The following is a 25115-nucleotide window of genomic DNA, read 5'->3' as shown; positions in this document are numbered from 1 at the left end:
TGCCGGGCGAGGGCGCGCAGTTCGCCGGCGGCCTGCTCGGCCTCCGCCCGCACCTGCGCGGCGTGGGCGTCGGCGACCTCGCGGACCTCGGCGGCGGCCTGCTCGGCCTGCGTGCGGGCGGTCTTGGCGGCGGCCAGCTGGTCGGCGGTCTCCTCGCGCTCGCGGCGCAGCCCGGTGGCCGCCTCCTCGCGCTCGCGGCGGCTCTCCTCGCGCAGCGCGTTCGCGGCGGCCTCGGCCTCGGCCCGGGTGCGGGCGGCCTCGGTGTCGGCCTCGGTGCGCACCCGCTCGGCGTCGGCCACCGCGGCGTCCCGCGCCGCGTTCGCCTCGGCCTGCGCCTCGGCGGTCACGGCCTCCGCGGCGGCGTTCGCCTCGGCCCGTACCCGCTGGTCGAACTCGCTTGCCTCGCGCCGGAGTTCGGCGGTCTCGCGCTCGGCGGCGGTGCGGTTCTCGGCGGCCGCGGCCTTGGCGGCGGAGAGTGCGTCCTGACCCTGCTGCTCGGCGGTGGCGGTGATCTTCCCGGCCTCGGCGCGGGCCCGGGCCAGGGTCTGCTCGGCCCGGCCCTGGGTCTCGGCAGCCTGCTCCTGGGCCTGCTCGCGCAGCCGCTCGATCTCGCCCGCCGCGCCCGCGCGCAGCTCGTCCGCGTCGGCCTTGGCCCTGGTGAGCAGTTCCTCGGCGTTCTTCGCCGACTCCTCGATCTGCAGCACCGCCTGCCGGCGGGCCTCGCTGCGGACCCGGTCCGCCTCGGCGGCGGCCTGGGCGCGCAGCTCCTCGGCCTCGGCGCGCAGCCGGGCCGCCTCGTCCTGCATCTGCTCGATCCGCTCGCGGATCGCGGCGGCGTCGTCCAGAGCGGCGTTCTGGGCCTGCTCGACGGCGGCCTGGGCCTGCTCGCGCAGGCGCTGCGCCTCGGCGGCGGCCTCGGTGCGGATCCGCTCGGCCTCGGTGGCGGCCTCGCTCCGGGCGGTCTCGGCGTCGTGGTTGGCCCGGCCGAGCACCTCCTCGGCGGTCTTGGCGGCCTTGGCGAGGTGGACGGTGGCGTCCTTGGCGCCGGCCGCCCGGCCCTCCTCCTCGGCCTCGCTGCGCAGACGCTGGGCCTCGGACTCGGCCTGCGCCCGCAGGTCGGCCACGTCCCGCTCGGCCCGGGCGCGCATGTCGGCGATCGCGGCCTCGGCCTCGGCGCGCAGCTCGGCGGCGACCGACTCGGCGGTGGCCCGCAGGCGCTCGCTCTCCTCGGAGGCGGCGGCCTTGGCGGCGTCGGCCTCGGCCTGCCGGGTGGCGGCCGTGGTCCGTACGGTCTCGGCCTCGGCGCGGATCGCGTCGGCTTCCTTCGTGGCCTGGGCCACCATCCGGGCCACCTCGGCCCGGGCGGTCTGCGAGCGCTGCTCGTTGGCGGCCTCACCGTCGGCGACCTTGCGGACGGCGGCGGCCTCGGCGTCGGCCTGGAGCTGCTCGGCGGCCTGCTCGGCCTGGGCGCGCAGCGCGGCGGCCTCGTGGCGGGTGCGCTCCGCCTCGGCGATCGCCTCGGCGCGCAGCCGCTCTATCTCGGCCTTGGCGGCGCCGAGCTGCTGCTCGGCCCGGGCCTGTTCGGCGGCGGCCTGCTCCTTGAGCCGGCCGATCTCGCCCTGTGCGACGGCCAGCTGCTGCTCGGCCGCGGCATGGGCGGCGGCCAGCTCCTGCTGGGCCTGGCCGCGGGCGGCGTCCACGTCCGCGGCGGCCTGGGCGCCGGCCTGCTGGGCCTGCTCGGAGGCGGCACGCAGCAGGCGTTCGGCGTCGGTCTGGGCCCGCTGGAGGGCGGCCTCGGCGGCGGCGTGGGCCTCGCCGCGGGCGGCGTCCACGTCGGCGGCGGTCTGGGCGCGGGCCTGGTCGGACAGGGCGACGGCCTCCGCACGGGCGGCGGCGACCATCCGCTCGGCCTCGACGCGGGCCTCCTGGAGGAGGCGCTGGGCCTCCTGCTCGGAGCCGGCCCGGGTCTGCTCGGCCCAGCCGTTGACGTGCTGCTCGGCGGAGCGGCGCAGCTCGGCGAGCTCGTCCTCCAGCTGGCGGCGGCGGGCGGTGAGCTCGGCCTCCAGACGGGCGGTGCGCTCGGCGGCCTCGGCCATGATCCGCTGGGTCGCGGCCTGGGAGTCGCGCAGCTGACGCTCGGCATCGGCGCGCAGCTGCTGGGCCTGCATCTCGGCGGTGCGGAGCATCTGCTCGGCCTGGCCGGAGACGGCGTCGAAGGCGCGCGGCTGGGCGAGCATGCGACGGGACTCGTGCAGCTTCGCCCGGAGCACCTCCACCTGGTAGGCGAGGTCTTCGGCATGCTCGGCTGCCTTGTCCCGCTCCTTCCGAGTCCGACCCATCTCGGCCTCGAACTGGGAGAGGTGATCGTCAGCCTCGTAGCGGTCGTTGCCCCGCACTCCGCGGTCCCATCCATCTCCTGGTCGCGTCCTCGACCCGGCCGGTCCGGGGCGCCCGTTTCCGGGGTGCCGGTCCGACTGGTCCTTGCATCCGCGGCAGGTGGACGACCCCTCGCCAATCCGGGGCCGCCCGCCGCGGTCGTCGGAGTCCGGGGCGCGGAAGCGCGGCGGTGCCGCGTTCCCCCGTCCGAGTGGACTCCTGGGCGAACTCTTGCCTTGTGGAGAATGGTGACAGATCCGTCTTGCGACTGTTCAGCCGTGCCCGCGTAATGGACTCCCCTTGCGACGGGCCGACCGCTGGAGGGCGAACGGGCCTGTCTTCGGCCGTGCCCGTCGCCTCCGTCCCCCGGAGTCGTCGCGCACCTGGGCATTGTAGTGGGCGCGCACGGCGGGGGAATGGCCGCATGGGGGTTTTCCGGCTGTTCCGGCCAGGTTACTGACGGGTCATGACCGTGAGGCCGTCGGATGCCGCCCGGGCGCGCGACACCCTGGGGGCACTCCGGTGGACGATCAGTGCTCCTCGTCGGCGCTCTCGCCGCCCTGGGCGCTGTGGGCGTTCTGCGCGGACGTGACCAGCTCGGTCAGCACGCCGCCGCAGTCCTTCGGGTGCAGGAAGGTGATCCGCGAGCCCATCGAGCCGATCCGCGGCTCGTCGTAGAGGACCCGGACACCCTTGCCGCGGATGGCCTCGGCGTCGCCGTCCACGTCGGCGGTGCCGAAGGCGATGTGGTGCACGCCCTCGCCGTTCTTCTCCAGCCACTTGGCGACGGTGGAGTCGGGCCGGGTGGGCTCCAGCAGCTGGAGGTAGGAGGCGCCGCCGTCGTCGGTCCCGTTGATCCTGAGCATGGCCTCGCGGACGCCCTGCTCCTCGTTGACCTCGGAGTGGAAGACCTCGAAGCCGTAGGTGGCGCGGTAGAACTCGACCGTCTTGTCGAGGTCTCGGCAGGCGATGCCGATGTGGTCGATTCGGGTCAGCACGGCAACCTCCGGGTGGTTGGGGACAAGGGTGGCACCAAGTGCAGCGCATGGCCCGCGGCGGACGCCAGTGTCGGACGTGCGAGCCTGCTCACACGCTGCGGGGTTCACCCGGACCGCATCGGCACGGTGTTGACTGGAGGGTGCCAGTGCGCTCGATCACACCGTCGCTCCGGTGACGGGCGGGTAACAGGTCAGTACATTGAGCGCATCCTCACCTGGCCACGACGTGCGAAGGGGCCCGTCCCATGACCAACACCACCTCTGTGATCGTTGCCGGTGCACGGACCCCGATGGGGCGCCTGCTCGGATCCCTCAAGGGCTTCTCCGGCGCCGAGCTCGGCGGCGTCGCCATCAAGGCCGCCCTGGAACGGTCCGGCATCACGGGGGACCAGGTCCAGTACGTGATCATGGGCCAGGTGCTGCAGGCCGGCGCGGGCCAGATCCCGGCCCGCCAGGCCGCCGTCAAGGCCGGCATCCCGATGAACGTGCCCGCCCTGACCATCAACAAGGTCTGCCTCTCCGGCCTGGACGCCATCGCGCTGGCCGACCAGCTGATCCGCGCCGGCGAGTTCGACATCGTCGTGGCCGGTGGCCAGGAGTCGATGACCAACGCCCCGCACCTGCTGCCCAAGTCCCGCGAGGGCTTCAAGTACGGCGCGATCGAGATGCTGGACGCCATGGCGTACGACGGCCTCACCGACGCCTACGAGAACATCCCGATGGGCGAGTCCACCGAGAAGCACAACACCCGCCTGGGCATCCCGCGCGACGTGCAGGACCAGATCGCGGCCGCTTCCCACCAGCGGGCCGCCAAGGCGCAGGCCGACGGCGTCTTCGACGCCGAGATCGCCCCGGTCGCCATCCCGCAGCGCAAGGGCGAGCCGGTCCTGTTCACCCAGGACGAGGGCATCCGCGCGGACACCACCGTCGAGGGCCTGGCCAAGCTGCGCCCGGCCTTCACCAAGGACGGCACGATCACCGCCGGCACCTCCTCGCAGATCTCCGACGGCGCCGCCGCGGTGGTCGTGATGAGCAAGGCCAAGGCCGAGGAGCTGGGCCTGACCTGGATCGCCGAGATCGGCGCGCACGGCAACGTGGCCGGCCCAGACAACTCGCTGCAGTCGCAGCCGTCCAACGCGATCAAGCACGCGCTGGCCAAGGAGGGCCTGGAGGTCGCCGACCTCGACCTGATCGAGATCAACGAGGCGTTCGCGGCCGTCGCGTACCAGTCGACCAAGGACCTGGGCGTCTCCTCGGACATCGTCAACGTCAACGGCGGTGCCATCGCGCTCGGCCACCCGATCGGCATGTCCGGCGCCCGCGTGGTGCTCAGCCTGGCGCTGGAGCTGCAGCGCCGCGGCGGCGGGGTCGGCGCGGCCGCGCTGTGCGGCGGCGGCGGTCAGGGCGACGCGCTCATCGTGCGCGTCCCGAAGGCCTGATCAGCTGATCTGAACTTCGGGGCTGCGGACCGCCACAAGCGGTCCGCAGCCCCTTCGGCATCCGCATCCGCGCTAGGAGCTCCTGATGATCGATGTCGCCACGCTGGTCGAGCAGGCCCGGCAGGGCCGGCCGCGGGCCGTCGCCCGGCTGATCACGCTGGTCGAGAACGCCGCCCCGCAGCTACGGGAGGCCATGGCCGCGCTCGCGCCGTACACCGGCCAGGCCTACACCGTCGGCCTGACCGGCTCGCCGGGAGTCGGCAAGTCCACCTCCACCTCGGCGCTGGTCTCCGCCTACCGGCGGCTCGGCAAGCGGGTCGGCGTCCTGGCCGTCGACCCGTCCTCGCCGTTCTCCGGCGGCGCGCTCCTGGGCGACCGGGTCCGGATGCAGGACCACGCCACCGACCCCGAGGTGTTCATCCGCTCGATGGCCACCCGCGGCCACCTCGGCGGGCTCTCCTGGACGGCCCCGCAGGCGCTGCGAGTACTCGATGCGGCCGGCTGTGAGGTCATCCTCGTCGAGACCGTCGGGGTCGGGCAGTCCGAGGTCGAGATCGCCGCCCAAGCCGACACCACCGTGGTGCTCCTCGCCCCCGGAATGGGCGACGGCATCCAGGCCGCCAAGGCCGGGATCCTGGAGATCGGCGACGTCTTCGTCGTCAACAAGGCCGACCGGGACGGCGCCGACGCCACCGCCCGGGAACTCAACCACATGCTGGGCCTCGGCGAGGCCCGCGAGGCGGGCGACTGGCGCCCGCCGATCGTGAAGACCGTCGCCGCCCGCGGCGAGGGCGTGGACGAGGTGGTCGAGGCGCTCGAGAAGCACCGCGCCTGGCTCGAGGAACACGGCGAACTCGCGGTCCGGCGCCGCCGCCGGGCCGCCGAGGAGATCGAGGCCATCGCCCTGGCCGAACTGCGCGCCCGCATCGGCGACCTGCGCGGAGACCGACACCTGGCCGCCCTGGCCGAACGCGTCGCCAACGGCGAACTGGACCCGTACGGCGCAGCCGACGAACTCGTCGCGGGCCTGACCACGAGCTGAGCCGGTCCTTTCGCCGCGGTTTCACGTCGCCGCCCCGCCGGACGGGTCCGGCGGGGCGGCGGGGCGGCTGTGGAGCCTACGGGCGGCCGCGGAGGCCGCGGAGGTGTTCGGCGATGGGGGCGAGGGCCGCGAACATGGCGTCCAGCTGGTCCGGGGTGAAGCGGTCGATGAAGTGGGCCCGGACGCTGCGTACGTGGTCCGGGGCGACGCGCTGCATGGTTTCCCAGCCCTGCTCGGTGAGGTGGGCGTAGAGGCCGCGGCGGTCGCCGGGGCACTCCTGGCGGAGGACCAGGCCGGCGTTCTCCATGCGGGTGATCTGGTGGGAGAGGCGGCTCTTCGACTGCAGTGTGGCGGTCGCGAGGTCGGTCATCCGCATGCGGCGGTCGGGGGCCTCGGAGAGCACGACCAGGATCTCGTAGTCGTTGATCGCCAGGTTGTGGGGCTGGAGTTCGCGGCTGAGCTGGTAGTCGAGCAGCTTGGCGACCTCCAGATGGGCGCGCCACATCCGCTGCTCCCTGGCGGTCAGCCAGGGAGTCTCCTCCTCGGGCTGCGACGGAGGGTTGTCCGCAGTGTCGATTGTGTGCGTATCCATGGGATCCAGCATAGCCGATTTAGTTCAATCTTGTACAAGTTTACAGGCCGAAACGCCGACCGAGGTCGCCCAGGTTACCCAGACCCGGCATGTTGGGGTTGCCGCCGCCGTGGCCGGCCGTGCCCGGCTGGGACGGCACCCCGCCGACCGGGACGCCCGCCTCGGCGCCGACGTGGCCGACCGCCCGATCCGCCATCAGTTTCTCGCTGGACTGCAGCAGTACCTGCCCGGCGCCGATGAACTCGAACTGGTGCTCCTCGCCGGAGGCGCCGCCGATGCCGGTCAGCCGCCGGATGCCGCCGATCAGTCCGTGCATGTAGTTGTGGTCGTAGTGGTGGCACGGCGCCGGGCAGTCCGCCCAGCCGACCAGGGCCTGCGGGTCCACCCGGATCGGCGGCTCGACGAAGTGCACCGGCCCGTTGGAGGCGGCGACGAAGCGGCCGGTGCCGAGCAGGGTCAGGAAGCCCGGGATGATCGACTGCTTGAGCCGCAGCGTCGGGTCGAAGGCGAGCAGGTTGCCGGAGCGGACGGTCAGGTTGCCGTCCTCCAGGTCGTACGAATTGAGGTCGAACGCCCGGTCGGCCAGCAGCAGCTTGCCGCGGCCCTCGGCGACCACCCAGTCCGACGCGTGCATCGGCGAGTTGAAGTGCTGCCCGAGCATCCGGTCGACCATTCCGGCGCCGACGCCCTTGAAGGTGATGTCGCCGTAGTAGGCGATCATCTTGCCCTTCTGCAGGAAGTAGGACCCGTTCAGCTCAACCGAGAAGGCGTACGGGTTGACGTTGTCGTTGACCGGCAGGCTGTACACGTCGTGCACCACCGGGCCGTCGCCGCCCTGGGTGGTCGGCAGCGGGGCGATCGGGCCGCCGAACTGCTCCTGGGCGTACGGCTGGTGGGGCGGCTGCGGGGGCTGGTTCGGCTGCCCGGGCGGGGGCGTCGGGTACCCGCCCTGCTGCGGGTGGCCGCCCGGCGCCGGGTAGCCCTGCTGCGGGCCGTGGTTCGGCGGGGGAGGCGGCGGCATGACGAAGCCGGGCTGGGTGGGCTGGTCGTGCGGCGACGACCCGTACGGGGGCTGCGGCGGGTAGGACATCAGAGCTTCTCCTCGCTCGCCTGGACGTACACCGCGCCCTGCCCGGACAGCTCCAGCTGGAACGCCTCGCCCGAACCGCGGCCGATCATGTCGCGCCAGCCGAGCGCAGTGGACAGCTTGTTGCGCACGTCGCCGCGGTGCGCCACGTACGCCTGCGGGTCGACGTGCACCGACTGGCCGGGGACGATCGGCAGCTCGAAGACGCCGCCGTGGGCCATCACCGCGACGGAGCCGTTGCCCTCCAGCTTGGTGGTGAACAGGCCCTGCCCGGTGACCTGGCCGCGGACCATGCCCATCACGCCGCCCTGCGCGCCCATGAACATGGTGGACTGCCGCAGCGTGCCCTCGAAGGCGAGCAGCCGGTCCGCCTCGACGTACAGGGTGTCGCCGAACAGGTCGATCACGTGGACGTGGTGGCCGCCGTGGCCGAACATCACCCGGCCCTGGCCCTCGACGCTCATCAGCGGGGTGTCCTCGTTGGCCACCCGGCGGCCGATCATCGACATCACGCCGCCCTGCCCGCCGGTGATGTTCGGCGTGAAGCGGACGTCGCCGCTGTACGCGAGCATCGCGCCGCGCTGGCTGAACAGCCGCTGCCCGGGCACCACCTGGGCCTCGATCATCTTGCCGTTGATCTTCGTGAAGCCCATCAGACGTCACCACCGATGGTGATCTTCTCGGAGGGCTGGACGTACACCAGGCCGTCGCCGGTGAACTCGACCTGGACGGCCTCGCCGCCGCCCTCGCCGATCACCGTGGTCCAGCCCGCGCCCGATTTCAGGCTGCGGTGCAGGTTGCCGGTGTGCGCCACGTACGCGCCCGGGTCCACGCGCAGCGGCATGCTCTTGTCGACCCGCAGGATGATGGCGGGCCCGTTGGAGGTGAGGGCGGCCCAGCCGTGGCCCTCCACCTTGGTGGTGAAGAGGCCGTTGCCGGAGGACATGCCGTTCAGGCCGGTGAAGCTGGTGCCGGTGTGCAGGGTGGACTCGGTGCAGAGCAGGTTGTCCGCCTCGACGTACAGCGCTTCGCCGTTCAGCCTGACCAGGTTGATCTCGGTGGCCTTGTCGGCGAAGTAGCAGGTGCCCTGGCCCTTCACCTCCATGACGGTCATCTTCTCGCCGGTCAGCCGGCGCGCGACCATGCCGCGCAGGCCGTCCCCACCGCCGGTCAGCTTCTTGAAGGTCATCTGCCCGGTGTAGGCGACCATCGAGCCGTGTCTGGCCTTGACGGCGTCGCCGCCCAAGTCGACGGCGAGCACTCGCGATCCCTGGAGTCTGAACTGTGCCACGGCCGCAATCTAGCCGCTGCGGCCGTGGCCCGGGGAGGGTTCGGGGCCAAACCGGTACGGGGCTGCGACAAACGGGCCCGGTCAGCGCCGGGCGTGCGCCCCGTGCCGGTCAGCTCCGCGCGTGCGCCCCGTGCCCGGCGCGCGGGATCGTGCCGGCCGACTGCTCGACCTCCAGCAGCGAGGCCGAGTGGCGCTCCGCCTCGAAGGCCACCACGCCGCCGCGCAGCCCGAACAGGCGCTTGGAGAGCATGATCCAGAGGACCGCCGCGATGTTCAGCAGCAGGGTGCAGATCTTCACCGCGCTGACGTGGTGGCTCAGCTCGTAGCCCTCCAGCGGCAGGAAGGCCGCGGTGGCGACCACCGTCAGGTACTCGGCCCAGCGCTTGTTCAGCCAGAGGCCGACCGCCTCGACGATCTCGATCAGGGCGTACGCCAGCAGCGCGCCCGCGACGATCAGCAGGGTGCTCTTCTTGAAGTCGAAGGTCTTGCGGATCGTCTCGACGATCGGGGCGTGCTCGAGGTCCCAGTGGAAGTGGTCGGTGACCGGCCTGAAGACCGTCAGGTTCTGGTCGAAGACCCGGTGCACCGCGTCCTGGCTGTTGGAGAACTTCCACACGGCCCAGGCGATCACGATGATCAGCAGCCCGCGCAGCACCCGCTCGATGGCGAGGAAGCGCAGGATGAAGAGGTCCCGCAGCGCCTTGCCGCGCGGCACCAGCGGCGCGTTCCCGGCGGGGCCGGAGCCGTGCGGGGCGCCCAGTGCGAAGTCGCCGCAGCGCAGGCAGCGCCAGGCGTCGCCGAGGGCGGTGGCGGCGTGCAGCCGGGAGGCCAGCTCGGGCTCGGTGGGTGCGTAGGTGACGTGGCCGCGCTTGGCGCAGGTCCGGCGGTCCCAGTCGCGCTTGAACATGTGGTGACTACCCCCGTGGCGTGATGCTTCCGGCGCCCGGATCGGTGGGCGCGCGGGCAGCAGGATAGGGGTTCCCGGTGACGGGCGGTCGCGCTCGGTCGTGTTCCGGCACACAGCTGTGACAACGCGGCGGGGCCGCGGCGCCGGTGGGGGCGGGTGCGGTGGCGGCGGCGTGGGCGGGGGCTGTGAGATCGGGCACGGAGTTCGCCCCCGGCCGGGGACTCGGACATGTGCTCGGTGATAATGACCGGAAGGCTTGTGAGTCGCTTCACAAGCGCGCCCGCGCCTCCGACCCCCGTATTGAGGTATCCCACGTGAACAGCAGCGCCGTCCACCGCCTGCGCCTGGTCTCCGGCCCCGAAGGGGTCTCGTTCATCCTGCTGCTGATCTGCTCGGTGCTGAAGCGGACGACCTCCTTCGACGCCGTCCCGGTGATGGGCATGGTCCACGGGATCCTGTTCATCCTGTACGCGATCTTCTGGATCCAGGCCTGGCAGACGCAGAAGTGGGACGCCAAGCGCGGCATCCTGCTGTTCGTCCTCTCGGTGCTGCCCACCGGCGGCTTCTTCGCCGAGCGGATGCTCGGCCGCGAGGAGCGCGGAGAGCTGAAGCCGGCCACCGCCTGAGCCCAGCCTTGAGTCGCAGCCCTGAGCCGCAGCCGCGATCCGCAGTCGTGATCCGGGGCGCGGACGGTCGACAGGCTGCCACGGCCTCCTCTCCCAAAGGGCCGCGGCAGCCTGTCGCCGTTTCTTACCGGGGGTGGCTCGCGCCGGGTGCGGCTAGTTGACGTTCACGCCGCTCCAGGCCGCCGCGACCGCCTTGTACTCGGTGCTGGTCGCGCCGTACAGGTCGGTGGCGGCCTTCAGGGTCGCCGTGCGGGCGGCCTTGTAGTTGGTGGTGGAGGTCATGTAGACGGTCAGGGCGCGGTACCAGATGGCCGCCGCCTTGGTCCGGCCGATGCCGGTCACCGTCGAGCCGTTGGAGGTCGGGCTGTTGTAGCTGACCCCGTTGATCACCTTGGCGCCGCTGCCCTCGGCGAGCAGGTAGAAGAAGTGGTTGGCGACGCCGGAGGAGTAGTGGACGTCCTTGTTGCCGACGGTGGAGGACCAGTAGTCGGCCGAGGCGCCGTCCTTGGACGGCTTGTCCATGTAGCGCAGCGGGGTGCCGTTGCCGTTGATGTTGAGCTTCTCGCCGATCAGGTAGTCCGGCGGGTCGGAGGGCAGGTTGGCCGACCACTCGACCATGGTGCCGAAGATGTCCGAGGTGGCCTCGTTGAGGCCGCCGGACTCGCCCGAGTAGTTCAGGCCGGCGGTGGCGGAGGTGACGCCGTGGCTCATCTCGTGGCCGGAGACGTCGATGGCGGTCAGCGGGTGGGTGTTGCCCGAGCCGTCGCCGTAGGTCATGCAGAAGCAGGAGTCGTCCCAGAACGCGTTGACGTAGTTGGTGCTGTAGTGGACCCGGCTGGCGGCGCCGACGCCGTTGTTCTTGATGCCGCTGCGGCCGAAGGTGTTCTTGTAGAAGTCCCAGGTGGCCGCGGCGCCGAACTGGGCGTCCACGGCGGCGGATTCGCGGTTGGACGGCGAGCCGTTGCCCCAGGAGTTCGTGGTGTTGGCGAACAGCGTGCCGCTGCCCGAGGTGCCGCCCTTGAGGTCGGTGGTGGACTGGTTGCCCCGGGTGGCGTCCTTGAGCTGGTAGTTCGAGCCGCTCTGGGTGGTGGTCAGCGTGACGGTGCCGACGTTGACGCCCTTGCCGGTGCCGGTCGCGGTCTGCACGTGCTCCTGGCTGGAGAGCACCTGGCCGGTGGCGGCGTCGGTGACGACCTCCTGGCGGCTCGGGGTGCCGTCCGCCCGCTCGCCCGTGACCGTCGTGCGGTGGGCCAGGCGCGGGGCGCCGTCGGTGGCCCAGACGACCAGCTCGGTCGCGTCGGCGCCGTCGACCCGGGTGAGCGCGGCCTCGTCCTCGTCGGCGGCGGTGCCGACCGTCGCGCGCACCGCGGCGGTGGCCCGCTCGGCGGCCTGGCCCGCGGCGAGGCCCGGGGTCAGGTCGGGCACGGACAGCCGGCCGGCGAAGGCGCGGTCGACCGAGCCCACCGAGCCGTCGGCCTTCTGGTGGACGACCAGGTCGCCGCCGATCACCGGCAGGCCGGCGTAGGTCCGCTCGTACCGAAGGTGGCGGGTGCCGTCCCGGTCCACCACCACGTCCTTGGGGACCAGCTTCTCCTGGCCGCCGAGGGCGAGGGCCTGGGCGACCGGGGCGCTCTGGCCGGCGGCCAGCGCGAGCAGCGCGGACTGCTGCTGCTCCGGTGCGGGGGCGGCGGCCTGGGCGGCGGGGACGGCGGCGATCTGGACGACGCCGGCCAGCAGGGCGGTGGCGGAGAGTACGGCTCCGACAGTCAGCTTTCGCTTCACGTACGGGGGTTCCTTCCACGAGACCCGCGGGTGCGTGCGGGTGCGCCGCGTACCGGGGCGCCGGGGTTGGCACCGTGGGGCGGTAGGGCGCGGACGTGCCGGTCCCGTGCGGTTCCTGACGCTCCGCCGGAATGGGTGGGGGTGGCGGAGGTCGGACGGGACTTGGTCAGAAGCATGACAATTTCCGGCAGGGATGGACAGGCCGCGTCCGGGGATTGGCCAGGAACCGCCAGTCCCGGTACGGATGGTTCGGCTGCCGTCGGTTGCCCGGTATGGGCGGTTCGTCCTGCCTGGCGGAACCCCGCCAACCGGACCGACGTGGCAGCTCAACGGCCCTGGCCCGGAACGAGCGGACGCCCGGGGCCTGTCCTCCGACGGGCCCCGGGCGTCCGGATCGCTTGCGCGGTACGTCAGTTGACGTTGACCGCGGTCCAGGTCGCGGCGACGGCGCTGTACTCGGCGCTGCTCGCGCCGTACAGGTCGGTCGCCGCCTTGAGGGTGGCGGTGCGGGCGGCCGCGTAGTCGGTGCTGGAGGTCATGTAGGTGGTCAGCGCCTTGTACCAGACCTGAGCGGCCTTGTCCCGGCCGATGCCGGCGAGGGTGGAGTTGTTGTAGGTCGGGCTGTTGTAGTTGACGCCGTTGATGGTCTTGGCGCCGCTGCCCTCGGCGAGCAGGTAGAAGAAGTGGTTGGCCACGCCGGAGGAGTAGTGGACGTCCAGGTTGCCGACCGAGGACGACCAGTAGTCGGCCGAGGCGCCGTCCTTGGACGGCTGGTCCATGTAGCGCAGCGGCTTGCCGTCACCGTTGATGTTGATCAGCTCACCGATCAGGTAGTCCGGCTTGTCGGCGGGCAGGTTGGCGTAGAACTCGACCATGGTGCCGAAGATGTCCGAGGTGGCCTCGTTGAGGCCGCCGGACTCGCCCGAGTAGTTCAGGCCGGCGGTGGCGGAGGTGACGCCGTGGCTCATCTCGTGGCCGGCCACGTCCAGCTCGGTCAGCGGGTGGGTGTTGCTGGTGCCGTCGCCGTAGGTCATGCAGAAGCAGGAGTCGTCCCAGAACGCGTTGACGTAGTTCTTGCCGTAGTGGACCCGGCTGGCGGCGCCGACGCCGTTGTTCTTGATGCCGCTGCGGCCGAAGGTGTTCTTGTAGAAGTCCCAGGTGGCCGCGGCGCCGAACTGGGCGTCCACGGCGGCCGACTCCGCGTTGGAGGCCAGGCCGTTGCCGAAGCTGTCGGTCGAGTTGGCGACCAGGGTGCCGGAGCCGGAGGTCCTGCCCTTCAGGGTGTAGGTGGCCTGGCCGCCGCGCGAGGCGTCCTTCAGCTGGAAGCTGGTGCCGCTCTGGGTGGTGGTCAGCGGGACGGTGCCGACGAAGACGCCCTTGCCGGTGCCGGCGGCGGTCTGCACCTCCTCGTGGGTGGAGAGCACCTGGCCGCTCGCCGCGTCGGTGACCAGCAGCTGGCGGCTCGGGGTGCCGTCGGCGCGCTCGCCCTCGACGGTGGTGCGGTACGCCAGGCGCGGGTTGCCGTCGGTGGCCCAGACCACCAGCTCGGCCTTGCCGGTCTGGTGCACCGCCGTCAGCGGCGCCTCGTCCGCGTCGGCGGTGATGCCGACGGTGGCCTGCACGGCGCCGGTCGCCTGGGCGGCGGCCTTGTCGGCGGGGATCTGCGGGGTGAGGCTCGGCGGGGCGATCGTCGCGCCGGTGGCCTTGTCGACGGAGGTGGTCGAGCCGTCCGCCTTCTGGTGCACGACGAGGTCGCCGCCCAGGACCGGGAGTCCGGCGAAGGTGCGCTCGTAACGGAAGTGACGGGTGCCGTCGGCGTCCACCAGGGCGTCCTTGGCGACGAGCTGCTCCTGGCCGCCCAGGGCCAGGGCGTGCGCCACCTTGCCGGCCTGGCTGTTCGCCAGGGCGATCAGGTCGGCGGTCCGGGAGTGCGGGGCCGGGTCCGCGATGGCCGCGGTACCGGCCTGGACAACGCCGGTGAGCAGGGCGGTGGCGGAGAGTACGGCGACTGCGGCGAGCTTTCGCTTCACGGACGAGTCCTTCCGGGAAACCGCGCGTGGGCGCGGTCGCGCCGCGTCCCGGGGGCCGGGGTCGGCACCTGAGGGGCAGGACGGGCACTGACGTGCAGGACCCCGAGCGGTCGAGCGGCTGGCCACCGGTGGGTGGGGGTGGTGGCTGCCGGACGGGGTTGGCGGAAAGCATGACAATCGAGCAAATCAAATGACAGGTCTTGCTCATGAATTGGCCAAGTCCCGCCAGGATGAAGGATTGTGAACGGACGGACGAAAGGGATGAATCACCCCGCCTTTCGGCGGGTTACGGTCCGAATCGAGGCCCGCCGGCCCGGGGTTGACGCGATCGGCGGTCAACCCCGGTGTGCCGCACGCGTGTTGCCGCCAGTTCACACTGGCGCAATGTCCTGGTATGGACCTGGCAGTCCGATTGGCGGGATCCCGCCACGTGTTGCGCTTGTCCACCATCAGGACGGCTGGTAGCACGCGTCCCATCCGCCGGTACGGTAAGGAGGTGGCCAAGCCCCTCGCTCTCGACTTCGACCCGATCGCCCGCGCCGACGAGCTGTGGACCCGCCGCTGGGGCGGAGTCCCCTCGATGGCGGCGATCACCTCGATCATGCGCGCCCACCAGATCCTGCTCTCCCGGGTGGACGCGGTGCTCAAGCCGTACGGGCTGACCTTCGCCCGCTACGAGGCGTTGGTGCTGCTGACCTTCAGCCGGACCGGCGAGCTCTCGCTCTCCAAGATCGGCGAGCGGCTCATGGTCCACCCGACCAGCGTGACCAACACCGTCGACCGCCTGGAGCGGGCCGGCCTGGTCGCCCGCCGCCCCAACCCGCTGGACGGCCGCGGCGTGCTGGCCGCGATCACCGAGCGCGGCCGCGAGGCGGTCGAGGAGGCCACCCGCGAGCTCATGGCGATGGAGTTCGGGCTGGAGGAGTACGGCCCCGAGCAGTGCCGCCAGGTGTTCGAGCTGCTCAAGCCGCTGCGGATCGCGGCCGGCGACTTCTCCGAGCCGGACGAGGGGGCTGCGAAGGAGCAGGCGTGAGGGCGGCTACCCTCGTGGGAGCGGTGCGCGGATCCGGGCGTACCGGCCGAAAAAGCCGAGCGAGGCGAGGAAGAGTATGAAGGCGACCCCCCTGCTGGGCTGGTACCGGGCCCTGGCCATTGCGACCGGTGTGGCCCTGCTGGTGTTCTGCGGCTTCATGGTCGCGAAGTACGGCTTCAGCACGGCCGAGGACGTGACCACCTACGTCGCGATGCTGCACGGCTACCTGTACATCGGGTACTTCGTGGTGACCTTCCTGCTCGGGCAGAAGCTGAAGTGGCCGCTCGGCCGACTGGTGCTGACCCTGGCGGCGGGCTGCATCCCGTTCCTCTCCTTCGTCTTCGAGCGCAAGGTGGCCGGCGAGGCCGCCGCGAAGCTGGCGGCGGGCACCGGCGCCCGCCAGCCGGCCGGCGTCTGAACCGGGAGCCCGCACGAGGGCCCCTCCCCCCGCCGCGGGGGAGGGGCCCTCGGCGTTTCGCGGGGCGGGCCCTCGGCGGCCGTGGGCCTCGGCCGTTCGCGAGGCCCTCGGCGTTCGTGGGCCACCGGGGCGGTTTCCCGGTCTTTCGCGGCCGTCATCCGTCGACAAGTACTAGGACGTCCGAGTAAATTAGTAGGACGTCCTAATAGCTGTGCCGCCCCGTCGCCGTGGCGGCCGTACGGAGCGGAGTTCGGGCCATGGACGCCGAGGAGATCGAGCGCGGACGGCAGCGCTGGCAGCAGCGGTACGACAAGGCCCGCCGGCGGGACGCGGACTTCACCACGCTCTCCGGCGACGAGGTCGAGCCGGTCTACGGCCCGCCCGCCGGGCAGGCCTACGAGGGCTTCGAGCGGATCGGCTGGCCGGGCGAGTACCCGTACACCCGCGGCCTGCACCCGACCGGCTACCGGGGCCGCACCTGGACCATCCGCCAGTTCGCCGGCTTCGGCAACGCGCAGCAGACCAACGAGCGCTACCGGATGATCCTGGACGCGGGCGGCGGCGGCCTCTCGGTCGCCTTCGACATGCCCACCCTGATGGGCTACGACTCGGACGACCCCAAGTCGCTCGGCGAGGTCGGCCACTGCGGCGTGGCCATCGACTCGGCCGCCGACATGGAGGTGCTGTTCAAGGGCATCCCGCTCGGCGAGGTCACCACCTCGATGACGATCAGCGGCCCGGCCGTCCCGGTCTTCTGCATGTACCTGGTCGCCGCCGAGCGCCAGGGCGTCGACCCGGCGGTGCTCAACGGCACCCTGCAGACGGACATCTTCAAGGAGTACATCGCGCAGAAGGAGTGGCTCTTCGCCCCCGAGCCGCACCTGCGTCTGATCGGCGACCTGATGGCCTACTGCGCCGAGGGCATCCCCGCGTACAAGCCGCTGTCCGTCTCCGGGTACCACATCCGCGAGGCCGGGGCGACGGCCGCGCAGGAGCTGGCGTACACCCTCGCGGACGGCTTCGGCTACGTCGAGCTGGGCCTGTCCCGGGGCCTGGACGTGGACGTCTTCGCGCCCGGCCTGTCCTTCTTCTTCGACGCGCACCTGGACTTCTTCGAGGAGATCGCCAAGTTCCGCGCCGCGCGCCGGATCTGGGCCCGCTGGATGCGCGACCGCTTCGGCGCGAAGACCGACAAGGCGCAGTGGCTGCGGTTCCACACCCAGACCGCCGGCGTCTCGCTCACCGCGCAGCAGCCGTACAACAACGTGGTCCGTACCGCCGTCGAGGCGCTGGCCGCGGTGCTCGGCGGCACCAACTCGCTGCACACCAACGCCTTGGACGAGACCCTGGCGCTGCCCTCCGAGCAGGCCGCCGAGATCGCCCTGCGCACCCAGCAGGTGCTGATGGAGGAGACCGGCGTCGCCAACGTGGCCGACCCGCTGGGCGGTTCCTGGTACGTCGAGGCGCTGACCGACCGGATCGAGCAGCAGGCCGAGGCGATCTTCCAGCGGATCCTGGACAAGGGCCGCGAGGACCACGAGATCGGCCCGATCACCTCCGGCATCCTGCGCGGCATCGAGGAGGGCTGGTTCACCGGCGAGATCGCCGAGGCGGCCTTCCAGTACCAGCAGTCGGTGGAGAAGGGCGACAAGCGCGTGGTCGGCGTCAACTGCCACCCGGGCAGCGTCACCAAGGAGCTGGAGATCCTGCGGGTCAGCCACGAGGTCGAGCGCGAGCAGGTGCGCGTGCTGGGCGAGCGCAAGGCGGCCCGGGACGAGGCGGCCGTGCGGGCCGGGCTGGACGCCATGCTGGCGGCGGCGCGCTCCGGCGAGTCGATGATCCCGCCGATGCTGGACGCGGTGCGCGCCGAGGCGACGCTGGGCGAGATCTGCAACGCGCTGCGGTCGGAGTGGGGGACGTACCAGGAGAACGCGACGTTCTGACCGCGCTCACCGCCCCGAGCACGCTGGAGCGCCCCGAGCCGCAGCCGCCCGTACGGAGTCGTCCGTACGGGCGGCTGCGTCGTGTCCTCAGCAGGTGGTGAGCGGTCCCAGCAGCAGGTCGGTGAAGCGGCGGGTCCAGTCGGGGGTGATCGGCTCGCCGCTGACCAGGACGCGGTGTTCGACGGTGCCCGCGATGGTGTCGAAGATGATGTCGACCTCCTCGCGGGCGGACTCGGCGTCGGTGTCCGCCTCGAGTTCGCCGCGCGCCTGTGCGGCCGCCCGGCCCTGGCGGACCAGCCGCTTCTGCGGGTCCACGATGGCCTCGCGGATCCGGCGGTGCAGCTGCCGGTCGCGGATGCCCTCGGCGAACAGCGCGAGCAGTGAGGCCTGGGTCTCGGGGCGGGCCAGCAGGTCGGCGAACTGGGCCACCACGGCCTCGATGTCGGCCCGCAGGCTGCCGAGGTCGGGCATCACCAGGTCGTCGAAGAGGGTGGCGACGGCGTCGACCACGAGCTCGTTCTTGGACGGCCAGCGGCGGTAGAGGGTGGTCTTGGCGACTCCGGCCCGGCTCGCCACGTGGCCCATGGTCATTCCGCCCCAGCCGAGTTCGGCGAGGGCCTCGCGGGTGGCGTCGAGGATCGCGCGGTCGGCGGCGGCACTGCGCGGGCGGCCCTTGGCGCGGGCGGCGCCGGCGGCCTCGGGGGCCGGGCTCGCCGGGGCCGTGCACGGGGGGACCGTGCTCTCCGGGCTCGGGTGGGGCTGGGGGGCCGGCACCGGGCCTCCTTGCGCTTTACTGGTAAGTAACTTGGGTGGGGCTGGTAACGGTAGCGACTGTTGGCCGATTCGGGCAGCCGGGCCACCCGGGAAAGTGGGGCAGCTCACGTCCCCGAACCGCCGGTGGGGCTTGCGGCCGGGGCACCGGATCCAGTTACGCTACGACTCGTAGCGAAAGAGCAGGAAAGCCAGTGACAACCAGGCGCCGCAACCGTGGGACGGGAGCGGCGCGGGCGCGGGTGGGGATCCGCGCCGAACGGTCCAGGCTACCGGGGGACGGGTACGACGCCCGGGAACCCGCGCCGCGCGGCCCGCGCGGAGCGACTTTCCCGAGGATGGTGCCCGCGAGCAGTGCGGACGGGGGAGGATGGTGCCATGCAGCCACGGAATTCGCGTCCCAACAGCTCCGCCCTGCGCGGCGCGGTCGACCTCGCCGCAGTGAAGGCGGCCGGCGAGGCCGCCCAGAAGGCCGAGCAGGCCCGGGCCGAGCGGGCCCGCCAGACGGCCGCCGCCGAAGCGGCCGGTGTCGCCCCCGCCCAGCCCGCGCACCCGCTCGTCATCGACGTCACCGAGGACACCTTCGAGACCGAGGTCGTCCAGCGCTCCACCGAGGTGCCGGTCGTCATCGACTTCTGGGCCGAGTGGTGCGGCCCCTGCAAGCAGCTCAGCCCGGTCCTGGAGGACCTGGCCGAGGAGTACGCCGGCCGCTTCGTGCTCGCCAAGATCGACGTGGACTCCAACCAGCTGCTCGCCCAGCAGTTCGGCATCCAGGGCATCCCGGCCGTGATGGCCGTGGTGGCCGGCCAGCTGGTGCCGCTGTTCCAGGGCGCGGAGAGCGCCGCCAACATCCGCAAGGTGCTGGACCAGCTGATCCTGGTCGCCGAGCAGCGCTTCGGCGTGGCCGGCGGCGCGGCCGCCCCGGGCGAGGCCCCGGCCGCCGCCCCGCAGCGCCCCGAGGACCCGGCGCTGGCCGCCGCGCACGACGCGCTGGACGCCGGCGACCTGGGCGGCGCCATCCAGGCGTACAAGAACGTGCTGACCGAGGAGCCGGGCAACACCGAGGCCAAGCTGGGCCTGGCCCAGGCCGAGCTGCTGCAGCGGATCGAGGGCCTGGACCTGCAGGCCGTCCGGGCGGCGGCCGCCGCCGACCCGAAGAACGTCGGGATCCAGCTCCAGGCGGCCGACCTGGACCTGGTCGGCGGCCACGTCGAGGACGCCTTCGGGCGTCTGGTGGACACCGTCGGGCGGACGGCCGGCGAGGACCGGGACACCGCCCGGCTGCGCCTGCTGGAGCTGTTCGAGGTGATCGGGTCGGACGACCCGCGGGTCACCGCGGCTCGTACGGCGCTGGCGCGCGTGCTGTTCTGAGCCCGGTTCGGGCGCGGCGCGCGTCCGGTTCGGGTCTGGTTCGGGCCTGATGCCGGCCCGGTTCGGGCGCGGTTTCGGCCGCCGGCTGGCACGGTGGATGACCTGCGGTGTCGCCAGGTGATTTGCCGACAATCCGGTCAACCGGACAGAGGTTTACCAAATCTTGATTTCACCCGTGGGTGGTCACCGTACGTGACCACCCACGGGTGTTTCGTTAGTGTTTCCGGCAAATTTCGCCGTCACGTTTCCTTCAAGGCGTCACACACGGTGCAAATCGGGCTCAGTTCATGATCGACGCCACTCAATGTTGCATTACCCGTCAGTAAGGCACCCCTTGTGCTTCGCCCGGGATTCAAGCAGCATCGGCGTCGCCCGGTCCCAGACTCCACACCCTCCGACAGTCCGTCGGTGACGCGGAGCGCGGGATCCCCACCGGGCGATCCGCCGACCCCGGTCGGCGGTAGGGAGGGCAGGGGGGTATCCGCGGTCCCACGGCGGTTCCTGTCCTTCGACCGGCCGCGCGGCCCTGCGCGGTCGCTGGTTGTCGCTCGGGGGTGATCGCCGATGTCGTCGGTCCTGCCCGCCGCCCCACAAGGTCGGCCGGCGCTTGGCCGGGAGGGCCGCTGTACGCGGGCCACTCCCGCGTCCGCCGACGCCCGAGGCGCTCTCCGCTACCGAGGACGTAGCTCTCTCCCATCCCAGGCCCCCACCGGCGCGGGACGCGCCGCCGGGGAGCCGGAGATGTACGTCCTAGAAGGAGGACTCGCATGTCCAAGACCTACGGCAAGACCCGCTGGAAGCGCTTCGCCCTGGTGATGGTGCCGAGCGTCGCGGCCACCGCGATGGTCGGCGTCTCGATCGCCAACAGCGCGCTCGCCGCCTCGTTCAGCATTTCCGGCCAGCAGTTCAAGGTCAGCACCGACCAGCTGCACGGCACCAACTTCGCCCAGTTCGGCTCGGTCGACATCGAGGCGAACGGCAAGCCGCACCCGGTCGCGGTCTCGGCCTTCGACCACGCCGACATCACCAACCTGTGCCAGTCGGTGGTGACCGACCTGTCCGCGTTCGGCCTGGGCAAGATCACCCTGCAGCTGCACGCCGGCACCGAGGCGGGCAAGCCGGTTCAGGCCGACAACCTGCTGATCGACCTGGAGCAGCTGAAGGCGGACGCGACCTTCACCGACATCAACATCGGCCAGGACGCCTCCACCCTCTCCGGCTCGGCCACCCAGGGCTGGACCCCGCACCCGGGCGTCACCAAGGCGGGCGGCGGCGCCGGCCTGCCGACCGGTGCGGTCGGTTTCGCCCAGGCCGCCAAGAAGGCCGACCTGAGCGGCGTTCAGCAGGTCGCCCGGGCCACCTCGGCCGGAACGTTCAAGCTGAACGGCCTGAACCTCGCGCTGAAGAGCGGCGACGGCGCGGGCAACGAGTGCTTCTGAGCCTCGCCTGACGGCACGGCCGCCCGGCGCGCCTGACGGCGTGCCGGGCGCAGTGCCCGATCGACGGGTCCACCCGGAGCCGGGGGCGGCGGACCACCGCCGTCCCCCGGCCCACCCCCAATTGTTCGTCCCTCGTAGCGACATCGAGGAGCTGCACCATGTCCAGCGCAACGGTCGAACCCCGGACCGGCCACCAGAACCCGATCGGGTGGCTCTGGCGGCACTTCCGTGATTTCCGCCGCACCAGGCCCTTCTGGGGTGGCCTGCTGGCCATGATCGCCGGCGTCCCGATCCTCTACTTCCCGTACGCGCACCTGACGTTCGGTGGCCTGACCATCGCGATGTCCACCACGGCCGGCGCCGGATCGCTGATCATCGGCGTCCTGATGATCATCCTCGGTCTGACCGCCTGGTTCCAGCCCGCCGTGCGGGTCTTCAGCGGCATCGCCACCATCCTGCTGACCCTGGTCTCGATCCCGGTGTCCAACCTGGCGGGCTTCGGGCTGTCGCTGCTGCCGGGCCTGATCGGCGGCGGGCTGATGGTCTCCTGGGCGCCGATGCCGGAGCCGAAGGACGATTCGGCGGCCAGGGGCGGACGCCGCCGGGCCAAGGGCGCCGACGTGGCTACGGCGGGTAACGCGGTGGCGGAGAGTGTCGCCACCGAGCAGGCCACCGAGCAGGCCGTCGAGCAGGCCGTCGAGGCGCCCGCAGCGGCGCCCGCCGAGACCGTGGCTGAGACCGCCGCCGAGGCGCCCACCGCCCAACTGCCCGCCCAGGGCGCGCCGCAGGAGCCGGCCGCCGAGGCCGCCGAGCCGACCGCCAAGCCCACCGTCCCGAAGCAGACCGGCGCCGCCGATCCGGAGGGGGCGCGGTGACCGGCCCGGCCGAGCAAGCCGACGGTACGGCCGTCCCGGCGCAACGCTCAGGCCGGCACGCGGCCCCGCGCACGCCCGTACGGGTCCGGCTGAGAGGCCGCGCGCTGGCGATGGCCGCGGTGCCGACCGCGCTGCTGATGGCCGCCGCCTACACGCCCAACCCGGCGCTGGCCGAGTCCGCGGCGGGCAAGCCGTGCGGCAACGCGCCGGTCGCCGTGCCGGACGTCGCGCCGGTCGAGACGCCCGTCCCCAAGACCGAGTTGCCCGAGCCGCCGCCGGGCCCGACCGCCGCGCCGACCACGGCACCGGGGGCGCCCACCTCCGGTCCCTCGACCGGGCCGAGCTCGGTGCCGACCCAGGCCCCGACCCAGGCCCCGACTCACGCTCCGACCGCCGCGCCCACCCCGCAGCCCACCTCGCCGGTCAAGCCGCCGTCCGCCGCGACGCCCGCCACCCAGCCGCCCGCCGCCCGCGCGGCCGCGCAGCCGCAGGCCGCGGCCGCCACCACAGACGCGGTCGCGCCGAGCACGGTCCAGCAGGGCGCCGGAAGCGGTCCGGGCCTGGCGACCCAGGCCGGGCTGATCGACGACATCGTCGGCGGCATCAACCACCTGCTGAACCCGAGCGCCTCGCCGAGCCCGAGTCCGACCCAGGCCCCCAAGCCCGGCACCACCCCGGCCCCGGCCACCACCCCGGCGCCGGCCACCACTCCGGCCCCGCGCGACGGCACCCCGGCCCAGCCCGCGCCCGTCCAGCCGCAGGCCCAGGGCGCCGCGTCGCCGGCAGCCCAGCCCTCGGGCGGCGCGGCCTCGCCGACGGCGACGCCGAGCGGGAAGGCGAGCCCCAAGGCGACGCCCTCCACGGGTGCGTCGCCCTCAGCGGGCGCCTCCGGTACCGCCTCGCCGACCGCGGGCGCCACCGGCACCCCGTCCGCCTCGCCCACCGCCAACCCCAACTGCGCTGTGGACGCCAGGAGTCTGACCGCCGGCGCGGCCGCCGCGGGGCAGGTCGTCCCGGAGCAGAACTGGACGCTGCAGACCAGCCGGCTCGCCCTGCACGGCGCGGTCTTCCACGGCGTCTACGACGTGAAGACCCCGACGAGGACCAAGCGGGTGCTGAAGTTCGTCGTCGACAGCGTGGACATCGACGATCTCGACATGTCGACCCTGGAAAGCAACGGCGTGACCTTCCACGTCCAGGGCGCCAAGGGGTCCACCTCGACCATGCGCAACGGCCCGGTCACCATGTACGTGGAGCGGCTGTCCGGCCACCTCTCCAAGCTGCTCGGCCTGCCGATCCCGATCGACCTGGGCGAGATCACCCTCACCCCGGACACCCTGCCGCGCTGGCTGTACGACCTGATCGGCGCCATCCCGATCCCGCTGGACCTGGAGCTGACCGGCGTCACCGCCAAGCAGGCCGGCCAGTTCGGCGGCACCCTGCACATCCCGGGGATGCACTTGTTCAACGACGACGCGCCCTACAGCGACAAGTAGCCGACGCCGTAACGCCCGTGGGGCGGCCCTCCGCACAGGAGGACCGCCCCACGGGCGTTCTTGCGGCCTACGGCCCGACGCTCACTCGCCCCGGCTGCCCAGGTGGTGCACCTGCACCATGTTGGTGGTGCCCGGGATGCCGACCGGGACACCGGCGGTGACGATCACGGTCTCGCCCTCGGCGAGCCGGCCCAGCCGCAGCAGCTCACGGTCGACCTGGGCGACCATGGCGTCGGTGGTGGCGACCTGCTCGGTCACGTACGCCTCGACGCCCCAGCTCAGCGAGAGCTGGTTGCGGGTCGCGGAGTCGGGGGTGAACGCGATCACCGGGATCGGCGAGCGGTAGCGGGACAGCCGGCGCGCGGTGTCGCCGGACTTGGTGAACGCGACCAGGGCCTTGCCGTCGAGGAAGTCGCCCAGCTCGCACGCGGCGCGGGCGACCGAGCCGCCCTGGGTGCGCGGCTTGCGGCCAGGGTTGAGCGGCTGCAGGCCCTGGGAGACCAGCTCCTCCTCGGCCTTCTCGCAGATCCGGCTCATGGTGCGGACGGTCTCGACCGGGTACTTGCCGACGCTGGACTCGGCGGAGAGCATGACCGCGTCGGTGCCGTCCAGGATGGCGTTGGCGACGTCGGAGACCTCGGCGCGGGTCGGGCGCGAGGCGTGGATCATCGACTCCATCATCTGGGTGGCGACGATGACCGGCTTGGCGTTGCGGCGGGCCAGCGTGACCAGCTGCTTCTGGACCAGCGGCACCCGCTCCAGCGGGTACTCCACGGCGAGGTCGCCGCGGGCGACCATGATGGCGTCGAAGGCGAGGACGATCTCCTCCATGGCCTCGACGGCCTGCGGCTTCTCGATCTTGGCGATGACCGGCACCCGGATGCCGACCTCGTCCATGACCTCGTGGACGTCCTTGATGTCGTCCGCGTTGCGGACGAAGGACAGCGCGACCATGTCGACGCCCAGGCGGAGCGCGAAGCGCAGGTCGTCCTTGTCCTTCTCGGACAGGGCGGGCACGTTCACGGCCGCGCCGGGCAGGTTGATGCCCTTGTTGTTCGAGAGCACGCCGCCCTCGACCACCACGGTCTTCACCCGCGGGCCGTCGACGCTGACGACCTCCAGGGCGATGACGCCGTCGTTGATCAGGATCGGGTCGCCGGGCTTCACGTCGCCGGGCAGGCCCTTGTAGGTGGTGCCGCAGATGTACTGGTCACCGGGGACGTCCTCGGTGGTGATGGTGAACTCGTCGCCGTTGTCGACGGTCACCGGGCCGTTGGCGAAGGTCGCCAGACGGATCTTCGGACCCTGGAGGTCGGCAAGGACGCCGATGGCCTTGCCGGTGTCCTCCGAGACCTGGCGGACCTTGCGGTACCGCTCCTCGTGGTCCGCGTGGTTGCCGTGGCTCATGTTCAGTCGGGCGACGTTCATGCCCGCTTCGACGATGGCCTTCAGCTGTTCGTAGGAGTCCGTCGCCGGACCCAGGGTGCAGACAATTTTCGCTCGGCGCATATCGATCAGTCTATCCGTTCGTGTTATGCGTGCATTCGGTGCGGACCGGGAGGAATCGCCAGCGAATCGTTTCGAGGAGTGAGACGATTT

At 72.2% G+C, this 25115-nt stretch carries 20 protein-coding genes and 1 pseudogene; 10 read left to right on the top strand and 11 right to left on the bottom strand.

What is annotated here, in order from left to right; genetic code table 11:
- Both ACZ51D_RS04155 and mce read right to left on the bottom strand, forming a co-directional pair.
- Window positions 1–2396: pseudogene (locus ACZ51D_RS04155) on the bottom strand (hypothetical protein); the annotation flags it as partial.
- 510 nt (window positions 2397–2906) lie between these two features.
- Complete coding sequence (mce, locus tag ACZ51D_RS04150; RefSeq protein WP_465661127.1) at window positions 2907–3374, bottom strand: methylmalonyl-CoA epimerase; 468 nt, start codon at window positions 3372–3374, stop codon at window positions 2907–2909.
- 245 nt (window positions 3375–3619) lie between these two features.
- Here mce and ACZ51D_RS04145 point away from each other — a divergent pair, with 245 nt between their 5' ends.
- Entirely contained in the window at window positions 3620–4813 is a 1194-nt protein-coding gene (locus ACZ51D_RS04145) for an acetyl-CoA C-acetyltransferase (protein ID WP_465617655.1), read from the top strand.
- Window positions 4814–4898: 85 nt separating this feature from the next.
- Window positions 4899–5855 (top strand): methylmalonyl Co-A mutase-associated GTPase MeaB, encoded by a 957-nt coding sequence (meaB, locus tag ACZ51D_RS04140; protein ID WP_465617657.1) that lies wholly within the window; start codon window positions 4899–4901, stop codon window positions 5853–5855.
- A gap of 76 nt (window positions 5856–5931) precedes the next feature.
- Here meaB and ACZ51D_RS04135 read toward each other — a convergent pair whose 3' ends face one another.
- From ACZ51D_RS04135 to ACZ51D_RS04115, 5 genes are all read right to left on the bottom strand, one after another.
- Window positions 5932–6447, bottom strand: coding sequence for a MarR family winged helix-turn-helix transcriptional regulator (locus tag ACZ51D_RS04135; protein WP_360498667.1), 516 nt, complete (start codon window positions 6445–6447; stop codon window positions 5932–5934).
- Window positions 6448–6487: 40 nt separating this feature from the next.
- The gene (locus tag ACZ51D_RS04130) at window positions 6488–7297 is read right to left on the bottom strand and encodes an AIM24 family protein (RefSeq protein ID WP_465661408.1); all 810 of its coding nucleotides are present in this window, start codon (window positions 7295–7297) and stop codon (window positions 6488–6490) included.
- 239 nt (window positions 7298–7536) lie between these two features.
- Window positions 7537–8187, bottom strand: coding sequence for an AIM24 family protein (locus ACZ51D_RS04125; RefSeq protein ID WP_360498669.1), 651 nt, complete (start codon window positions 8185–8187; stop codon window positions 7537–7539).
- On the bottom strand, window positions 8187–8825 hold the full coding sequence (locus ACZ51D_RS04120; protein ID WP_360498671.1) for an AIM24 family protein: 639 nt from the start codon (window positions 8823–8825) through the stop codon (window positions 8187–8189). The genes ACZ51D_RS04125 and ACZ51D_RS04120 overlap by 1 nt, the downstream gene beginning before the upstream one ends.
- A 109-nt stretch (window positions 8826–8934) precedes the next feature.
- Entirely contained in the window at window positions 8935–9732 is a 798-nt protein-coding gene (locus ACZ51D_RS04115; protein WP_360498673.1) for a DUF2127 domain-containing protein, read from the bottom strand.
- A gap of 314 nt (window positions 9733–10046) precedes the next feature.
- Between ACZ51D_RS04115 and ACZ51D_RS04110 the strand changes: the two genes are divergently transcribed.
- The gene (locus tag ACZ51D_RS04110) at window positions 10047–10358 is read left to right on the top strand and encodes a DUF3817 domain-containing protein (RefSeq protein ID WP_360498675.1); all 312 of its coding nucleotides are present in this window, start codon (window positions 10047–10049) and stop codon (window positions 10356–10358) included.
- Between the two features lie 153 nt (window positions 10359–10511).
- On the opposite strand, the gene ACZ51D_RS04105 is transcribed toward ACZ51D_RS04110, so the two are convergent.
- Both ACZ51D_RS04105 and ACZ51D_RS04100 read right to left on the bottom strand, forming a co-directional pair.
- Window positions 10512–12140, bottom strand: a complete 1629-nt coding sequence (locus ACZ51D_RS04105; RefSeq protein WP_465661126.1) for a M4 family metallopeptidase — start codon at window positions 12138–12140, stop codon at window positions 10512–10514.
- Window positions 12141–12550: 410 nt separating this feature from the next.
- The gene (locus tag ACZ51D_RS04100; RefSeq protein WP_360498679.1) at window positions 12551–14170 is read right to left on the bottom strand and encodes a M4 family metallopeptidase; all 1620 of its coding nucleotides are present in this window, start codon (window positions 14168–14170) and stop codon (window positions 12551–12553) included.
- 496 nt (window positions 14171–14666) lie between these two features.
- Between ACZ51D_RS04100 and ACZ51D_RS04095 the strand changes: the two genes are divergently transcribed.
- The 3 genes from ACZ51D_RS04095 to ACZ51D_RS04085 all read left to right on the top strand — a co-directional run bounded on the left by ACZ51D_RS04095 (window position 14667) and on the right by ACZ51D_RS04085 (window position 17564).
- Entirely contained in the window at window positions 14667–15203 is a 537-nt protein-coding gene (locus ACZ51D_RS04095; RefSeq protein WP_465617662.1) for a MarR family winged helix-turn-helix transcriptional regulator, read from the top strand.
- Window positions 15204–15279: 76 nt separating this feature from the next.
- The gene (locus ACZ51D_RS04090; RefSeq protein ID WP_360498683.1) at window positions 15280–15621 is read left to right on the top strand and encodes a DUF3817 domain-containing protein; all 342 of its coding nucleotides are present in this window, start codon (window positions 15280–15282) and stop codon (window positions 15619–15621) included.
- A gap of 257 nt (window positions 15622–15878) precedes the next feature.
- Window positions 15879–17564, top strand: a complete 1686-nt coding sequence (locus tag ACZ51D_RS04085) for an acyl-CoA mutase large subunit family protein (protein ID WP_360498685.1) — start codon at window positions 15879–15881, stop codon at window positions 17562–17564.
- Window positions 17565–17651: 87 nt separating this feature from the next.
- On the opposite strand, the gene ACZ51D_RS04080 is transcribed toward ACZ51D_RS04085, so the two are convergent.
- Window positions 17652–18338, bottom strand: coding sequence for a TetR/AcrR family transcriptional regulator (locus ACZ51D_RS04080; RefSeq protein WP_396287743.1), 687 nt, complete (start codon window positions 18336–18338; stop codon window positions 17652–17654).
- Between the two features lie 375 nt (window positions 18339–18713).
- On the opposite strand from ACZ51D_RS04080, the gene ACZ51D_RS04075 reads away from it, so the two are divergent.
- The 4 genes from ACZ51D_RS04075 to ACZ51D_RS04060 all read left to right on the top strand — a co-directional run bounded on the left by ACZ51D_RS04075 (window position 18714) and on the right by ACZ51D_RS04060 (window position 23516).
- Complete coding sequence (locus ACZ51D_RS04075; RefSeq protein WP_465617664.1) at window positions 18714–19706, top strand: tetratricopeptide repeat protein; 993 nt, start codon at window positions 18714–18716, stop codon at window positions 19704–19706.
- A gap of 767 nt (window positions 19707–20473) precedes the next feature.
- Window positions 20474–21145, top strand: a complete 672-nt coding sequence (locus ACZ51D_RS04070) for a DUF6230 family protein (RefSeq protein WP_360498689.1) — start codon at window positions 20474–20476, stop codon at window positions 21143–21145.
- A gap of 158 nt (window positions 21146–21303) precedes the next feature.
- Window positions 21304–22020 carry a DUF6114 domain-containing protein gene (locus ACZ51D_RS04065; protein ID WP_465661124.1) on the top strand — a complete coding sequence of 239 codons (717 nt, stop codon included), beginning with the start codon at window positions 21304–21306 and terminating at the stop codon, window positions 22018–22020.
- Window positions 22017–23516, top strand: a complete 1500-nt coding sequence (locus tag ACZ51D_RS04060; protein ID WP_465661122.1) for a hypothetical protein — start codon at window positions 22017–22019, stop codon at window positions 23514–23516. Before ACZ51D_RS04065 ends, ACZ51D_RS04060 begins: the two co-directional genes overlap by 4 nt.
- 81 nt (window positions 23517–23597) lie before the next feature.
- Here ACZ51D_RS04060 and pyk read toward each other — a convergent pair whose 3' ends face one another.
- Window positions 23598–25025, bottom strand: a complete 1428-nt coding sequence (pyk, locus tag ACZ51D_RS04055) for a pyruvate kinase (protein WP_360498694.1) — start codon at window positions 25023–25025, stop codon at window positions 23598–23600.
- Window positions 25026–25115 lie beyond the last annotated feature (90 nt).

The sequence above is a fragment of the Kitasatospora sp. NPDC033851 genome (genome assembly GCF_055576085.1).
This window is presented reverse-complemented; position numbering and strand designations above follow the sequence as displayed.

What these genes read in the sequence shown, in the direction of transcription:
- ACZ51D_RS04145 (WP_465617655.1), top strand. Translation starts at nt 3,620, where the DNA reads ATGACCAACACCACCTCTGTGATCGTTGCCGGTGCACGGACCCCGATG.
- meaB (WP_465617657.1), top strand. Translation starts at nt 4,899, where the DNA reads ATGATCGATGTCGCCACGCTGGTCGAGCAGGCCCGGCAGGGCCGGCCG.
- ACZ51D_RS04135 (WP_360498667.1), bottom strand. Translation starts at nt 6,447, where the DNA reads ATGGATACGCACACAATCGACACTGCGGACAACCCTCCGTCGCAGCCC.
- ACZ51D_RS04125 (WP_360498669.1), bottom strand. Translation starts at nt 8,187, where the DNA reads ATGGGCTTCACGAAGATCAACGGCAAGATGATCGAGGCCCAGGTGGTG.
- ACZ51D_RS04115 (WP_360498673.1), bottom strand. Translation starts at nt 9,732, where the DNA reads ATGTTCAAGCGCGACTGGGACCGCCGGACCTGCGCCAAGCGCGGCCAC.
- ACZ51D_RS04090 (WP_360498683.1), top strand. Translation starts at nt 15,280, where the DNA reads ATGAAGGCGACCCCCCTGCTGGGCTGGTACCGGGCCCTGGCCATTGCG.
- ACZ51D_RS04085 (WP_360498685.1), top strand. Translation starts at nt 15,879, where the DNA reads ATGGACGCCGAGGAGATCGAGCGCGGACGGCAGCGCTGGCAGCAGCGG.
- ACZ51D_RS04075 (WP_465617664.1), top strand. Translation starts at nt 18,714, where the DNA reads ATGCAGCCACGGAATTCGCGTCCCAACAGCTCCGCCCTGCGCGGCGCG.
- ACZ51D_RS04070 (WP_360498689.1), top strand. Translation starts at nt 20,474, where the DNA reads ATGTCCAAGACCTACGGCAAGACCCGCTGGAAGCGCTTCGCCCTGGTG.
- ACZ51D_RS04065 (WP_465661124.1), top strand. Translation starts at nt 21,304, where the DNA reads ATGTCCAGCGCAACGGTCGAACCCCGGACCGGCCACCAGAACCCGATC.
- pyk (WP_360498694.1), bottom strand. Translation starts at nt 25,025, where the DNA reads ATGCGCCGAGCGAAAATTGTCTGCACCCTGGGTCCGGCGACGGACTCC.